Below are 14,415 nucleotides of genomic sequence, written 5' to 3' on the forward strand. Positions count from 1 at the left end.
TGTGCAGGTGACAGGGGCACGGGTTTGTTGGCTGGTATGTGTCGGTCAACAAACGCGGTAAGTGCCGATCGTTGAAGAATCCGATGGGTCGGCCGATATGCTGTTCAGCAAAGGAGAGTCCCATGCGCATGCTGATCGTTTTAGCCCTCGCGGCCAGTGCCGTCGGGTGTACCCGCTGGTCCATGGACCACCATCTCAACAATGCCTACCGCGCTTATGATCGGGGTGATTGCCAGCGGGTAATGCTGGAGCTGTCCCAGGTCGATCGTACCAGCCGCGCCCGGCCGTTCATCCACCCGGAAGTCGCGTTGCTGCGTGGGCAGTGCCTGGAGCGGCAAGCGTTGTATGTGGATGCCGCACAGACCTACCAGTACCTGATCCAGCGCTATCCGGGCAATGAATATGCCTACCGTGCCCAGGCGCGCCTGCAAACACTGGAGAAACTCGGCCACTACCGCGGCGGTGAACCGGCCGTGACCAGGCCAGCGACGAGCGTACCTTGGCGCTAATGCCAAGGTGTGTTGTATTGACAGGGAGATTTGTCGCAGCGTGCGCTAACCTGTCACTCAACTGATACAACAACCGCCAGTACCAGGCATTCCTGGCATCGCGGACGGACTGACCTTGACGCTATTCAATAAACGACTTATCGACCGCCACCAGCTGCCCTTTGTCCTGAAAGTGTTCAATCGCTTCAACGGCCAGGAGATGGGCCAGCTCGGCAACGCCTCCGAAAACGGCATGATGCTGATCAGCGAACTGCCGGTCATGGTGGGCCCCGATTACGAATTGCAGTTGCGCCTGCCGTTGACGGGGGGTGGGCATCAGTTCGTCAACCTTACGGCCAGTTGCCTGTGGTGCCGCGAGGACCAGACCCCTGGATATTACGATTCGGGTTTCATGTTGTTGCAGGCCCCTCGCGAATACGATGACTTTGTACGCTCCCTGCAGGAGTACTTCAGTTTTCGCGCTTCCTCTACCTCGGTTTGACAGGTCGGTAATGCCGAGCGCTGATGCCTGCCCATGGGACTGGCCCGGGCCAATAGGGGCTGCATAGCACCGCCTACTGGCCCCAGGTAGCTTCATCGGCTCGACGTCAGGCCGGGCTCAACGCGTTAGAATCAGGGCGACCCTGCAACAGGACGGCCCTGTGACCTCAAGCATCTTCTGGTATGACTACGAAACCACTGGCATCAACCCGCGCTGCGACCGGCCCGTGCAGATGGCAGGGGTACGTACTGACCTTGACCTCAATGAAATCGACGATCCGGTCAACCTCTACTGCCGCCTATCGGACGATATACTGCCGCACCCTGCTGCCTGCCTGGTGACGGGCGTCACGCCGCAAAAGTTGGCCGAAAAAGGCCTCGGCGAGGCCGAGTTCATGGCGCGGGTGCACGCCGAGCTGGCACAACCCGGCACCTGTGGCGCCGGCTACAACACGCTGCGTTTCGACGACGAGGTCACCCGCTACAGCCTCTACCGCAACTTCTTCGACCCTTACGCCCGCGAATGGCAGGGCGGCAACAGCCGCTGGGATTTGATCGATATCGTTAGAGCCGCGTGCGCCTTGCGGCCCGATGGCATCCAATGGCCCAAACAGGACGGGCGCACCAGTCTGCGCCTTGAGTTGTTGAGCAAGGCCAATGGCATCGAGCATGGCCATGCACACGAAGCGCTGTCCGATGTTCGGGCAACCATTGCCCTTGCTCGGCTGATACGCGAGAAGCAGCCCAAGTTGTACGACTGGTTGTTTCAGCTTCGCAGCAAGCATAAGGTCATGGAGCAAATACGGTTGCTACAGCCGATGGTGCATATTTCCGGGCGTTTCAGTGCCGCGCGTCATTACCTGGGCATTGTGTTGCCATTGGCCTGGCACCCTAAGAACCGCAATGCATTGATTGTTTGCGATCTGCATCAGCAAACCCTGCCGCTGGTTGAGGAAAATGCTGAAACTTTACGCCAGCGGCTCTATACCCGTCGAGAAACACTTGGCGAAGGCGAGCTGCCCGTACCGCTCAAACTCATTCAGATCAACCGCTGTCCGGTGGTCGCGCCCCTTTCTGTAATACGACCGGCCGATCAAGCGCGTCTTGGGATCGACCTGGATACGTTACAACGGCGCGCAGAGGCATTGGCCCGTCAACAGGATCAATGGCAGGAAAAACTGGCGCTTATTTATACACAAGACGGTTTTGCGGCCAGTGAAGATCCTGAACAGCAATTGTATGAGCGGTTTCTCGGCCAGCGTGACCGGCGGCTATGCGATCAAGTGCGTTCGCTGGCGCCCGCACAGTTGGGCGCCGGGCAGTGGATGTTCGATGATCCACGCCTGCCCGAACTACTCTTTCGCTACCGTGCGCGTAACTTTCCGGACACCTTGAACGATGAAGAGCGGGCGCGATGGCAGGATTTTTGTAGGCAGCGTCTGGCTGACCCCCGCTGGGGTGCGCCCAATACCTTGGGTGATTTCGCCCATGCCCTGGCCGTAGCCTGGCCTGACGCGGATGAAGCAGGACGGCAAGTGCTGACTGCCTGGCAACTGCATGCCAACGCGTTGCAAACGCGGTTCGCCGTCAATTGAAAACCCATAAAAAAACGCCGGTTATTAACCGGCGTTTTCTTTTCGAATATCAAATAGCGGGCAACGGACAATCAGTCCAGCAGGGTTGCCCAGCTTTCTACCTCGTCACCGCCCCATTGAGCTTTCCACTCTTTCAGGGTTTTGTGGTTGCCACCTTTGGTTTCGATGACTTCACCGTTGTGCGGGTTCTTGTATTGCTTGACCTTGCGCGCGCGTTTAGTGCCAGTGGTTTTCACGGCGCCACGCGGCAGTTTGCTCATCTTGGCATCAGGGTCGAGCAGGGCAATGATGTCACGCAGCGATTTGGAATATTCGCCCATCAGGGTGCGCAGTTTGCCTTCGAACTCCAGTTCTTTTTTCAGCTTGTCATCCTGAGACAGGTTGGCCAGGCGGGCCTGAAGTTCCTTGATGGCTTCTTCGGTGGCACGGTACTCGTTGATCAGGGACATGGAGTGTTCCTTAATGCGTGTTCGGGAATGTGTGGAGCAATAGTAAACAGGCAACTCTCGCAAGTAAACATATGATTGATGTATTAACAGTTGGTTAAGCTGTGACAGTATTTCTCCAAGTGAACAGAAATTTACATAGGTTGCCGTTTCATCCATAAATCTTGTCAGAAGATTCCCCACGGGTAGGCCCAACGGCCCTATGCAGCACGTCGCAATCATTACTGCGTTTTTCTCAGCGTGCCGCTAGAATGAGCGCCTTTGCGAGTTCTGGAGTCTTATTCATGCGCACCTACCGTCTGGTGATCGCTTGCCCCGACCGTGTCGGCATCGTGGCGAAAGTCAGTAATTTCCTGGCCTTGTACAACGGCTGGATCACCGAAGCCAGCCATCACTCCGACGAGCAGACTGGCTGGTTCTTCATGCGTCATGAAATTCGCGCCGAGTCGCTGCCCTTCGGCATCGAGGCTTTTCGCGAGGCGTTCGCGCCCATCGCCGAAGAGTTCTCCATGACCTGGCGCGTGACCGATTCTGCCCAGAAGAAGCGGGTCGTGTTGATGGCCAGCCGTGAATCCCATTGCCTGGCTGACCTGCTGCACCGCTGGCACAGCGATGAGCTCGATTGCGATATTCCCTGCGTCATTTCCAACCACAATGACCTGCGCAGCATGGTCGAGTGGCACGGTATTCCGTTTTTCCATGTTCCAGTAGACCCCAAGGACAAGGCCCCGGCGTTTGCCGAAGTGTCACGCCTGGTGCAGGAACATGCAGCCGATGTGGTCGTGCTGGCGCGGTACATGCAAATTCTGCCGCCGCAACTCTGCCAGGACTATGCTGAGAAGGTGATCAACATCCACCATAGCTTCCTGCCATCGTTCGTCGGCGCCAAGCCGTACCACCAGGCGGCGCTGCGTGGCGTGAAACTGATCGGCGCGACTTGCCACTATGTGACCGAAGAGCTGGACGCCGGCCCTATCATCGAGCAGGACGTGGTGCGGGTTACCCACGCCGACAGCATCGAGGACATGGTCCGCTTCGGGCGTGACGTGGAAAAAATGGTCCTGGCCCGCGGCCTGCGCTATCACCTGGAAGATCGGGTTCTGGTGCACGGCAACAAGACAGTGGTGTTCGACTGATCGCAGGGCTACTCCCAGACCTGTCGAGCAACGTGAGGATCGACCCATGGGACGGCGCGGTACCCCTACAGCCTCACCTCCCCCTGTAGTGGGTCAGGGTTGCCTGGCCCGCTACGATCCCGACGCCTTGCAGGACACCGACGGTACCGACTTTCCCGGTGCCGCGGCGCTTTGGCAAGCGCTCAACCCACCTGACGGCGCCAGCGCTCCAGCAGCGGACGCGCCAGCAGGCACACGAACACCGGCCCTCCGGCGAGCAGATACAGGTAGTAAGTGATGGCACGCCAGATCAGGATCGCTGCCGCCGCCGTCGAGCTGCCCACCATGGGTGTCAGCAGGCTGGCCGAGGTCAGCTCGGCAGCGCCTGCGCCCCCGGGCATCATGCTGAACTGACCGGCGCTGAGCGATAGCATCTGGACCAGGAAGCTGGGAATCCAGGCCAGCTCCACGCCCAAGCCCCTGACCACGAGATACAGCACGCTAAAGCGCAGTCCCCAGTGGACGCATGTCAGGCTGAACACCAGAAACAAAGTGCGCTTGGGCAACTGCCAGGTTTGCGCCAAGGCCTGCACGAAACGAAGCAGCTTGCGTGCCCAGCGTCGTTTACGCGGTGCGCTGGTGCCCAGGCGCTGCAACAGCCGGCCGTTCAGACGCATCACCTTGCGCCGGTAGCGCAGCAACATCACCACGCCTGCCAGCACCGCGCATAGCAGTGCTGCACTGCCTAGCAACATGCTTTCCTGGCTGCGCCCAAGGCTGTGAAACAGCGCATAGCCTGCGATCGCCAGCATGGCGCAGAAGAAAAAAACCAAGTCATTGAGCTGATCCATCGCGAACACCGCGCCGCTGCGGGCTGCACTGATGCCCTCGCGGGCCAGCAAGGCCATCAGGGTCAAGGGGCCGCCGCCGCCACCTGGAGTGGTGCAGATGGCGAACTCGGTGGCCATGACCACACCCAATGTGCGCACCCGCGATACACGCGCTGCCTGATCGCCCAGCAGCAGGCGCATCCGGCAGGCGTTGATCACCCAGCACAGCAGGATCATGCCCACCAACGTCATGAGCAGCTGCGGATCGAAACGGCTCAGCTTGGGCAGCAGTTCGCTGCCGCCCAACAGTGCAGGCACCAACGCTGCGCCCAACAGCGCCAAGCCCAGCAGCAGCCAGCGGTTCACGCTGCCACCTGCCGCTCCAGCCAGGCTGACTTGGTCAAAGGTTCACGCCCGTCTTCGATCAGTTTTTCAAGGGTGCGCAACCAGTAGTCCCGTGAGTAGCGATGGCGCATGTCCACCGGATGCAACCCGAGGCGCAGGGTGTTGGCGCCTTGCCAACGTCGACATTGCCAGTCACTGAGCACCCGCGACACGCCACGGCGCCAGGCGCTGCGCGCGCTCCAGACCAGGCCGGGTGCATCGATGGCGGTAAAGTCCGGCAGGCGATAGAGGTGCTGCGGGGTGCTGGTGTACTTCAGCGGCAGTTGGCGCAGTGCTTGTCGTGTGCCCTGGCTCATCAACCAGGCGGGGGCCACGAAGCCAGCCACGGGCCAGCCTTGACGGTCGAACAGCGCCAGACCGTCTTGTAGTCGGGCGATGGCCTGGTGTTCGTCCAGCGCGTAGAACTCGCCTTCATGGGTATAAATCCGCCGCATGAAGTAGTCCAGGGGCGTGCGCGGCGTGGGACCTTCATCGGCATGGGCGTAACCATGCAGGGCCAGCTCGTCACCCGCGGCCAGACGGCGATCGAGCAACTGGCAGAAGCCGGGAGACTGAGTCAGCAGGTTACGTCGATGAAAATCGGGTACCACCAGCCAAGTCATGGGCACGTTACCCAATGCATCGACCGCCTGCACGAACGGCTCGTAGTCTGGCCAGGTCTCTGGGGCCACGTCATGCAGCACCAGCATCACGCTGCGGGAACGGAGAGAGGCCTCAAGCATGTGCCCGCACCTGCTGTTGGTGGCCCAGTACGGCCTGGTAATGCTCAAGCAGGCCGTTGACCACGTTGTCCCATGAGTAATGCTGCTCTACATGGCGCCTGGCCTGGGCACCGAGCTTGCGCGCACCCGCTTCGAACGCCTCGCGCACGGCCAGGGCCATTGCCCTGGCGTCGTTGGGTTGGCACAAGCGACCGCACTGGTCGTTGACGATTTCGCCGAAGGCGCCGGCACGCACTGCAACCACGGGCGTACCACTGGCCATGGCTTCGAGGATGACCAGGCCGAACGTTTCCTGGTCGCCGGCATGCACCAACAGGTCGGCGCTGGCCATCAGGCGAGCCACCTGGTCAGGTGGGCAGAACTGGCCGATCACGCTGACGTTGTCGGGCACATTGGCGGGCATATTGGACCCCACCAGCAGCAGGTGATAACCGCGCCCCAACTGCCGCATGCATTCAAGCAGAACGGGCAGGTTCTTCTCCCGTGAGCCACGGCCTGCATAGATCAGCAGCCGGCAGGTGTCGGCGATGCCCAGTTCGGCTCGCACCTGTGGATCGCGGCGTGCAGGATTGAAGGTTTCCAGGTCTACGCCCAAAGGCTGCACGTGGACATCACGTACTCCCAGGCGACGGAGCTTGTCTGCCATGACCTTGCTCGGTGCGAGCACTCGGTCGAAATTGCCATACAACTTGCTGACATAAGCCTCGACGTTGGGCGTGAACCAATTGCCCATGCGGTTGCTCACCAACAGCGGCAGGTCGGAGTGATAGAAGCCAATGACCGGCACGTCCAGCTGACGGCGAGCTTCCAGCGCCGCCCAGGCGGTCAGATACGGATCGCCGACTTCGATCAGGTCTGGCTTTAGCGTGCGCAGCGTGTTGCACCATGGCGCCAGGCGTACCGGAAAGCGGTAGCCTTTGCCAAAGGGCAGGGGTAGTGCAGGCACATGATAGACACCGCCTTCATGCCGAGCGCTGGCGCCGGGGATCAACAGGCTGTGACGGACACCTTGCACGGCATCCAGGCGGTGGTGTTTGGCATCAAGGTAAGTGCGTACGCCGCCGCTGGCCGGGGCGTAGAACATGGTGATGTCGGCAATGTGCACGATCTGCGTCCCTCCGGGATCGTCTTTCGGGTCTGTCACCGCGCGGTAACGAAACCGGCGTTGACATGCCATGAAGTTGACCTTTCAGAAGGGTAGTTTGTTCGATCAGCTTGTGCGGTTGGCCGCCCGGCAGCCGAGCGCTAGGCAATAGCGCTCGGTGGGTCGGTGCCGGGGCTGGGCCGGCTTCAGATACGGAAGGTGCCGACCAGGTGTTTCAGGCGGCTGGCCTGCTGCTCCAGGTCAGAACAGGCACGCAGCGTCGCCTGCAGGTTTTCCACGCCTTCCTGGTTGAGCATGTTGATTTCGTTGATATCCATGTTGATGGCTTCGACCACGGCCGTCTGCTCTTCGGTGGCCGTGGCCACGGACTGGTTCATGCCATCGATTTCGCCAATGCGCACGGTGACACTTTCCAGCCGCTCACCTGCCTGGTTGGCGATCTGCACGCTGTCCAGGCTGTGACGCTGGCTCTGGTCCATGGTTTCGACCGACTCGCGGGCACCCACTTGCAGCTCCTCGATCATGCCCTGGACCTGCTGCGCGGATTCCTGGGTGCGATGGGCCAGGTTGCGCACCTCGTCGGCCACCACTGCGAAACCACGACCTGCTTCACCGGCGCGCGCGGCCTCGATGGCGGCGTTGAGCGCCAGCAGGTTGGTCTGCTGGGAGATGCTGGTGATCACTTCGAGAATCTGGCCGATGTTGACGGTCTTGCTGTTGAGCGTCTCGATGTGGGCGCTGGACGTTACGATCAAGTCGGAAAGACGGTTCATGGCGGCGATGTTGCGATCGACCACCTGCTGGCCTTCTTCTGCCAGGCGCCTTGCAGAGCTTGCGTGCTGGGACGCCTGCGCCGCGTTGCCGGCGATCTCCTGGGCGGCAGCGCCCAGCTCGTTGATGGCGGCCGCCACGCTGTTGGTGCGGTTGGACTGTTCGTCGGAATTGGCCATCGACGAGTTGGACGCACTGATGACACGCAACGCGACTTCGTTCACCTGCTCGGTGGCCGAGGACACTTCACGGATCGAGCCGTGGATACGCTCGACGAAGCGGTTGAAGGCGTTGCCCAGGATGCCGAACTCGTCGTGGTGGTGGATGCGCAGGCGCTTGGTAAGGTCGCCTTCACCCTCGGCGATGTCCTCCATGGCCCGTGTCATGGTGTGCAGCGGCTGCATCAGCACACGGATCAGCAGCCCCAGCAGGGCGATGATGATCACCACGGCCACCACGGTGGCAATCACGGCGGAAGTGCGGAATGTGCTGAGCATCGCGAAGGCCTCATCCTTGTCCAACGACAGGCCGATGTACCAGTTGGCCGAAGGCAAGCCGGTCACCGGTGTGAACGTCAGCAGGCGGGCCTGGCCGTCACTTTGCACTTCGGTGAGCTCGGACGTGAGCTTTGGTGTGCGCTCGGGGAACAGGTCTGACAATGATTTCATCACCAGGCCTTGATCCGGATGGACCAGGATCTTGCCTTGGTCATTTACCAGGAACGCATAGCCCATGCCGCCGAAATTCAGCGAGTTGATGATTTGCGCCAGGCCGTCCAGTGCCAGGTCACCCCCGACCACGCCCACCGAATCGGCCACCTTGTCGAGGATGCCGATGACCATCTTGTTGGTGGTCATGTCGATGTAGGGTTCGGTCAGCAGGGTGCTGCTGGCACTCATGCCATCCTTGTACCAAGGGCGTGTGCGGGGGTCGTAGCCGTCAGGCATCTTTGCATCCGGGCGTACGCTGAAGCTGCCATCGACCCTGCCCAGGTAGACGGTTAGGAAACTCGATATCAGCGCCTGCTGGCCCATCAGGGTTTCAGCGTTGGCCGGTTGCTGGGCAATATTCTGCGCCAGGTTTTCGACCAGTTTGATACGCCCCTCGAACAAACTGCGGATGTTGGTCGAAGTGGAAGCGCCCATCTCAGTCAGGTAGTCCTGAAGGTCCTCGCGAATCGCATTACGCTGCAGATAATCGTTGTAGAGGGTGAACAGGCTGAATGCGAGGATCACGATCAGTGATGCTGCCAGCAGAATCTTGTGGCTGAAACGAAGGCTTTTGTTCATGAAATCATCGGGTCCGCTAAGGTTTTGTATCAGGCGTTCGCAGCTGTAGGGCCCAGCCAGTGCAACATCCCGAAAAGTCCTTTTTCGGTTGTTCTCTCTGAGTAAGGCGAATATCACCCAGAGGTATCGGCCGGAGTAAGACAAAGCTTGAGCAGAGGATTAAAGAGATGTCGGAATCTTCATTTATCGTTGTAGGATCGAGCCCTGATGGCCAGCCCGTAGGGCAGGCGATGCGGCTTGCCAACCGGCACGGGCTGGTGGCAGGGGCCACCGGTACCGGCAAGACCGTGACCCTGCAACACTTGGCCGAAGCGTTCAGCGATGCCGGGGTGGCGGTGTTCGCGGCCGACGTCAAGGGCGACCTGTGTGGGCTGGGCGCCAAAGGCGCGCCCGAGGGCAAGGTGGCCGAGCGCATCGCCGGGATGCCTTGGTTGCGCCACCAGCCACAGGCCTATCCGGTGAGCGTGTGGGACATTGCGGGCCAGTCGGGTCATCCGTTGCGTACCACGATCAGCGAAATGGGGCCTTTGCTGCTGGGCAACCTGCTTGAGCTCACCGATAGCCAACAGTCAGCGCTATATGCCAGTTTCAAGGTGGCTGATCGCGAAGGCCTGCTGTTGCTGGACCTCAAGGACCTCAAAGCGCTGCTTGGCCACTTGAAGGACAACCCGCAGGTGTTGGGCGAAGACAGTGCGCTGGTGACCGGCGCGTCCGTTCAGGCGTTGCTGCGCAGGCTGGCCACCCTGGAGCAACAGGGGGCAGAGGCGTTGTTCGGTGAACCGGCATTGCAGCTCGAGGACATTCTACGGCCCGACCCGGATGGGCGAGGGCGCATCCATTTGCTCGACGCCAGCCGACTGGTGCATGAGGCACCCAAGGTCTATGCCACGTTTCTGCTGTGGCTGCTGGCCGAACTGTTCGAGCAACTGCCCGAGCGTGGCGATGCCGAAAAACCGGTGCTGGCGTTGTTCTTCGATGAAGCGCACCTGCTGTTCAAGGACACCCCCAAGGCATTGCAGGACCGCCTGGAGCAGGTGGTGCGGCTGATTCGCTCAAAGGGGGTAGGGGTGTATTTCGTCACCCAGTCCCCAGCGGATCTACCCGATGCAGTCCTGGCCCAACTGGGTTTGCGAATCCAGCATGGCCTGCGGGCTTATACGGCCAGGGAGCAGAAGGCGTTGCGTGCCGTAGCTGAGGGCTTTCGCCCCAACCCTTCATTCGATGCGTTGTCTTCGCTGACCGAACTGGGCATCGGGGAGGCCTTGGTCGGCACGCTTGAGGACAAGGGAACACCTGCCAGGGTGCAGCGGGTGCTGATTGCGCCCCCGCAATCGCGTATCGGCCCGTTGAGTGAGTCTGAACGCAGTGCGCTGATTGCGCGTTCACCCTTGGTTGGCCGTTATGACAAACCCATAGACCGGGACTCGGCTTACGAAAGGCTCAACCAGCGCAAAGGCGAAGCGGTGGAGCCCGCGCCGCAACCCAAGGCCGATGACAGCAGTTTTGCCGAAAAGGCGGGCGAGTTCCTGCAAGGCGCGGCCGGGCAGGCGATCAAGTCGGCGGTGCGTCAGGCTGCCAATCAACTGGGGCGGCAGCTGGTGCGCGGGCTGATGGGCTCGTTGCTGGGCGGGAAGAAGAAGTAGCTGCGCGGTGTGAAGCCATCGCCCATAAAAAAGGCGCCCTACGGCGCCTTCTTATACGGGCTGAGGTCAGCCGATTGCCTTGGACGCCAACCAGAACAGGCCGGCTGCAAGACCCATCGAGGCAGGCAGGGTTAGCACCCAAGCCATCAGGATGGTCTTCACCGTGCCGCCCTGCAGGCCGCTTTTGTTGGCGACCATGGTGCCGGCAACGCCGGAAGACAGTACATGCGTGGTGGAAACCGGCAGCGCAAACACGTTGGCCATGCCAATGGCGCAGGCCGCGGTGATCTGCGCCGACATGCCCTGGGCGTAAGTCATGCCCTGCTTGCCGATCTTCTCGCCGACGGTCAACACCACGCGGCGCCAGCCAACCATGGTGCCCAGGCCCAGGGCCAGGGCAACGGCCACGATCACCCAGAACGGGGCGTACTCAGTGGTGGCGGTCAGGTCCTTGCGCAGCTTTTCAAGGTCGGACTTTTCACGCGCGTCCAGGCCTGGCAGCTTGCCAACCTTCTTCGCGGTGTCGTCCAGGCACAGCAGGTAACGGCGTACTTCGACACGCTTGTCCGCGTCCAGGGCCCGGTAGTCGGTCACGCCCTGCAGCGAGGATTGCAGCGCGGCGATGGTCGGCTCGGTCTGCTGCGGATTGCAGCTGAACTGCTCAGGCAGGTCACTGGCCTTGGCCTTGCCCAGCGCCAGGAATTCACCCAGCGTGGCAGCGTTGCGCTCGTAGAACTGGCTCATGTGCAACGTGGCATCACGGGTGCGTTCGATCTGGTAGGTGGTGCTGTTCAGGTCGAGCACGAACTTGGCCGGTACGATGCCGATCAATACCAGCATGATCAGGCCAATGCCTTTCTGACCGTCATTGGAGCCGTGCACGAAGCTCACGCCCATGGCCGAAATCACCAGCACCAGGCGATTCCAGAAAGGCGGGTGCTTCTTGTCGTCCAGTTTGCGGCGTTGTTCAGGCGTCTTGTGCATCTTCGACAGCGGGCGCCACCATTTCAGGCCAAGCAGAACCAGCGCAGCCACGGCAAACCCGGCAATCGGCGAAACCACCAGGGACATGGCGATATCGATGGCTTTCTGCCAATTGACGCCGTCACCCAGCGGAATGCCGTTGATAAGCGCGTTGGCCAGGCCCACCCCCAGGATCGAGCCGATCAGGGTGTGCGAGCTGGACGCAGGAATACCGAAGTACCAGGTGCCCAGGTTCCAGGTAATGGCCGCGGCCAGCAGCGAGAAGACCATGGCCAGGCCATGCCCGGTGTTCACATTGATCAGCAACTCTACCGGTAGCAGGTGCACGATGGCGTAAGCCACCCCGACCCCACCCAGCAGAACGCCAAGGAAGTTGAACACGCCGGAGAAGAACACGGCCAGGTGTGGCGGCATGGCTTTGGTGTAGATGACGGTGGCTACCGCGTTGGCGGTGTCATGAAAGCCATTGATGAACTCGAAGGCGAGCACGAAGGTCAAGGCGAGCAGCAGGCTCACCAATACCCAGGCATCCAGTCCGCTGAATAAATCGATCATGAAGGTTGTCTGGCGGTCGTAGGGGGGCCGGATTATGCCAGAAAACGTTGGCAATCGATGCACCCACCGCAGCCGCTGATCATGTCGCGCAGGTCAGAAAACGCCATCCGCAGCCGCAGGTGGGCCGGCATCATCTAAGGCAAATGCATTCAACGTCAGCGAAAAATCAACAAAATACGCGAAAAGGTGATGCCTTTATCGTTTTAAACGGCTGTATGAAATTTGTGAAATTCCGTTACAACCACTGCGCCAGAGCAGTCAGGCGCTTTGGGCACCCCTTGCGCAACTTGACGACTGGGCAAAGCACTCAGGGTGCGGCGCTGCGCAATTCCTTCTCCATGCGTTCCAGCTCCTGACTGAATGCCTGGTCGCGCATGTTGACACGTTTACGCCATGGTTTGCGTTCCGGTTCCGGCTGCGCCGCATAGGTGGTCACTTCGCCGCCATACACATCCTTGAAACGCTCGGCCTGGCGCTCGAGTTCTGCGCGCAATTCTTCTTTTGTCACATGCAGTACCTGAATTGATTTGAAAAGAGGACCGCCCTGTCGGCGTAACCGTTATGCGGTATCGACACGTTAACATGCCAGCAGGATCTACATCGGCGAGTCGTCCAACAAGACGATCGGAGTATATCAACACGCGAACAAGGCTAGCGCGATGGGATTGGCGCGATGGGCAATCAAACACATGTCGAAATTAAGAAAACCTCAACGTATGAAAGTTCGATACCCAACGATGCGAGTCGTACAAACAAAACGGCCCCACCAATTGGCAGGGCCGTTGCCTGGGACTTCTACGGTGGGTACCTGACCAGTCTCTCCAAAGAAGCCACAAGTGGCACTGGAAAGGTATAAGCAAACGTGTCGCCGGTCAATTGCGATTATCGGCCGGTTGTTCGATAATCGCACAAGTCGGCGATTTTTTTGAGGTGTGCGATGAAGGACGTTAAAACAGCCCGTGACGGTGGCCTGCCCGAAACAGCGCACAGCACGGCGCCAGCCCTGGCCCCGCCGATCGTGGCATCACCGGCCAAGCGTATTCAGGCGTTCACCGGCGATCCTGACTTCATGACCTCCTTAGCGCGCGGGCTTGCCGTCATCCAGGCATTTCAGGAACGCAAGCGGCACCTGACCATCGCGCAAATCAGCCACCGCACTGAAATCCCCCGGGCAGCCGTGCGCCGGTGCCTGCATACCCTGATGAAGCTGGGGTACGCGACCACCGACGGGCGTACCTACTCCTTACTGCCCAAAGTGCTGACGCTGGGCCATGCGTACCTGTCATCGACACCCCTGGCCATTTCCGCGCAGCCTTACCTGGACCGAATCAGCGACCAGTTGCACGAAGCGGCCAACATGGCGACCCTCGAAGGGGACGATATTCTGTACATCGCCCGCTCGGCGACAGTAGAGCGCCTGATCTCGGTGGACTTGTCTGTCGGTGGGCGCCTCCCGGCGTATTGCACGTCCATGGGCCGCATCCTCCTGGCGGCCATGGACGACACCAGCCTGCGCGAATACTTCGACCGCGCCGACCTCAAGGCGCGCACCAGCCGTACCCTGCACGACGCCCCGTCGCTGTTCGCCTGCATCGAGCAAGTGCGTAGCCAGGGATGGTGCGTGGTCGACCAGGAACTCGAACAGGGGCTGCGCTCGGTTGCCGTGCCCGTCTACGACGCCTCAGGCCAGGTGCTGGCGGCGTTGAACGTCAGTACTCACGTCGGGCGTGTGCCGCGCAGTGAACTGGAACAACGGTTTCTTCCTGTTCTGCTGGAGGCTAGCCAGGAGTTGAGCCATCAGCTGTTTGGTTGAGAACGCATGCTTGCCTGCGGATCATCAGCCCAGCCTGCCTGACAAAAGCGTTCGATAATCGCCCATTTCAGCCTTGAGCCAATTGTGGTGGATCCGCCTTTGTCCCTAACCTGATGCCCATCCGGCGGACAGGTTGCAGTGACCGATTGTGCC

13 protein-coding genes and 1 pseudogene are annotated in these 14,415 nt (G+C 60.5%); 6 read left to right on the forward strand and 8 right to left on the reverse strand.

Annotation, left to right across the window (positions count from 1 at the left end; genetic code table 11):
- Positions 1-122 precede the first annotated feature (122 nt).
- From B2J77_RS04430 to sbcB, 3 genes are all read left to right on the forward strand, one after another.
- Positions 123-509, forward strand: coding sequence for a hypothetical protein (locus B2J77_RS04430; RefSeq protein WP_023534272.1), 387 nt, complete (start codon positions 123-125; stop codon positions 507-509).
- A 115-nt stretch (positions 510-624) separates the two neighbouring features.
- Positions 625-990 carry a PilZ domain-containing protein gene (locus tag B2J77_RS04435; protein WP_058603253.1) on the forward strand — a complete coding sequence of 122 codons (366 nt, stop codon included), beginning with the start codon at positions 625-627 and terminating at the stop codon, positions 988-990.
- Between the two features lie 160 nt (positions 991-1,150).
- A complete protein-coding gene (gene sbcB, locus B2J77_RS04440) occupies positions 1,151-2,584 on the forward strand; it encodes an exodeoxyribonuclease I (RefSeq protein ID WP_078478053.1) in 1,434 nt (477 codons plus the stop codon).
- 71 nt (positions 2,585-2,655) lie between these two features.
- Here the strand turns inward: sbcB and mvaT are convergent, their stop codons facing one another.
- On the reverse strand, positions 2,656-3,033 hold the full coding sequence (mvaT, locus tag B2J77_RS04445) for a histone-like nucleoid-structuring protein MvaT (protein WP_023534419.1): 378 nt from the start codon (positions 3,031-3,033) through the stop codon (positions 2,656-2,658).
- A 281-nt stretch (positions 3,034-3,314) separates the two neighbouring features.
- Between mvaT and purU the strand changes: the two genes are divergently transcribed.
- Positions 3,315-4,166 carry a formyltetrahydrofolate deformylase gene (purU, locus tag B2J77_RS04450; RefSeq protein WP_023534293.1) on the forward strand — a complete coding sequence of 284 codons (852 nt, stop codon included), beginning with the start codon at positions 3,315-3,317 and terminating at the stop codon, positions 4,164-4,166.
- A gap of 182 nt (positions 4,167-4,348) precedes the next feature.
- Here purU and B2J77_RS04460 read toward each other — a convergent pair whose 3' ends face one another.
- The 5 genes and pseudogenes from B2J77_RS04460 to B2J77_RS21815 form a co-directional block, all read right to left on the reverse strand.
- Entirely contained in the window at positions 4,349-5,341 is a 993-nt protein-coding gene (locus B2J77_RS04460; RefSeq protein WP_078478055.1) for a lysylphosphatidylglycerol synthase transmembrane domain-containing protein, read from the reverse strand.
- Positions 5,338-6,102 carry a DUF2334 domain-containing protein gene (locus B2J77_RS04465; protein ID WP_058637123.1) on the reverse strand — a complete coding sequence of 255 codons (765 nt, stop codon included), beginning with the start codon at positions 6,100-6,102 and terminating at the stop codon, positions 5,338-5,340. The genes B2J77_RS04460 and B2J77_RS04465 overlap by 4 nt, the downstream gene beginning before the upstream one ends.
- Positions 6,095-7,186: a glycosyltransferase family 4 protein gene (locus B2J77_RS04470; RefSeq protein WP_058637229.1), complete on the reverse strand. Its 1,092-nt coding sequence runs from the start codon at positions 7,184-7,186 to the stop codon at positions 6,095-6,097. Before B2J77_RS04470 ends, B2J77_RS04465 begins: the two co-directional genes overlap by 8 nt.
- Before the next feature lie 206 nt (positions 7,187-7,392).
- Complete coding sequence (locus B2J77_RS21810) at positions 7,393-8,157, reverse strand: methyl-accepting chemotaxis protein (RefSeq protein WP_416231922.1); 765 nt, start codon at positions 8,155-8,157, stop codon at positions 7,393-7,395.
- A gap of 93 nt (positions 8,158-8,250) precedes the next feature.
- Positions 8,251-9,267 (reverse strand): annotated as a pseudogene (locus tag B2J77_RS21815) (cache domain-containing protein); the annotation flags it as partial.
- Positions 9,268-9,434: 167 nt separating this feature from the next.
- Between B2J77_RS21815 and B2J77_RS04480 the strand changes: the two are divergent.
- On the forward strand, positions 9,435-10,910 hold the full coding sequence (locus B2J77_RS04480) for a helicase HerA-like domain-containing protein (protein WP_078478058.1): 1,476 nt from the start codon (positions 9,435-9,437) through the stop codon (positions 10,908-10,910).
- A 66-nt stretch (positions 10,911-10,976) separates the two neighbouring features.
- Here B2J77_RS04480 and B2J77_RS04485 read toward each other — a convergent pair whose 3' ends face one another.
- Together B2J77_RS04485 and B2J77_RS04490 are read right to left on the reverse strand one after the other, a co-directional pair.
- Entirely contained in the window at positions 10,977-12,449 is a 1,473-nt protein-coding gene (locus B2J77_RS04485; RefSeq protein ID WP_058603246.1) for an inorganic phosphate transporter, read from the reverse strand.
- Positions 12,450-12,756: 307 nt separating this feature from the next.
- Positions 12,757-12,957, reverse strand: coding sequence for a hypothetical protein (locus B2J77_RS04490; RefSeq protein WP_078478059.1), 201 nt, complete (start codon positions 12,955-12,957; stop codon positions 12,757-12,759).
- A gap of 429 nt (positions 12,958-13,386) precedes the next feature.
- Here B2J77_RS04490 and pcaR point away from each other — a divergent pair, with 429 nt between their 5' ends.
- On the forward strand, positions 13,387-14,262 hold the full coding sequence (gene pcaR / locus B2J77_RS04500; protein ID WP_078478061.1) for a pca regulon transcriptional regulator PcaR: 876 nt from the start codon (positions 13,387-13,389) through the stop codon (positions 14,260-14,262).
- Positions 14,263-14,415 lie beyond the last annotated feature (153 nt).

Source organism: Pseudomonas parafulva (assembly GCF_002021815.1).
Lineage (GTDB): Bacteria > Pseudomonadota > Gammaproteobacteria > Pseudomonadales > Pseudomonadaceae > Aquipseudomonas > Aquipseudomonas parafulva_B.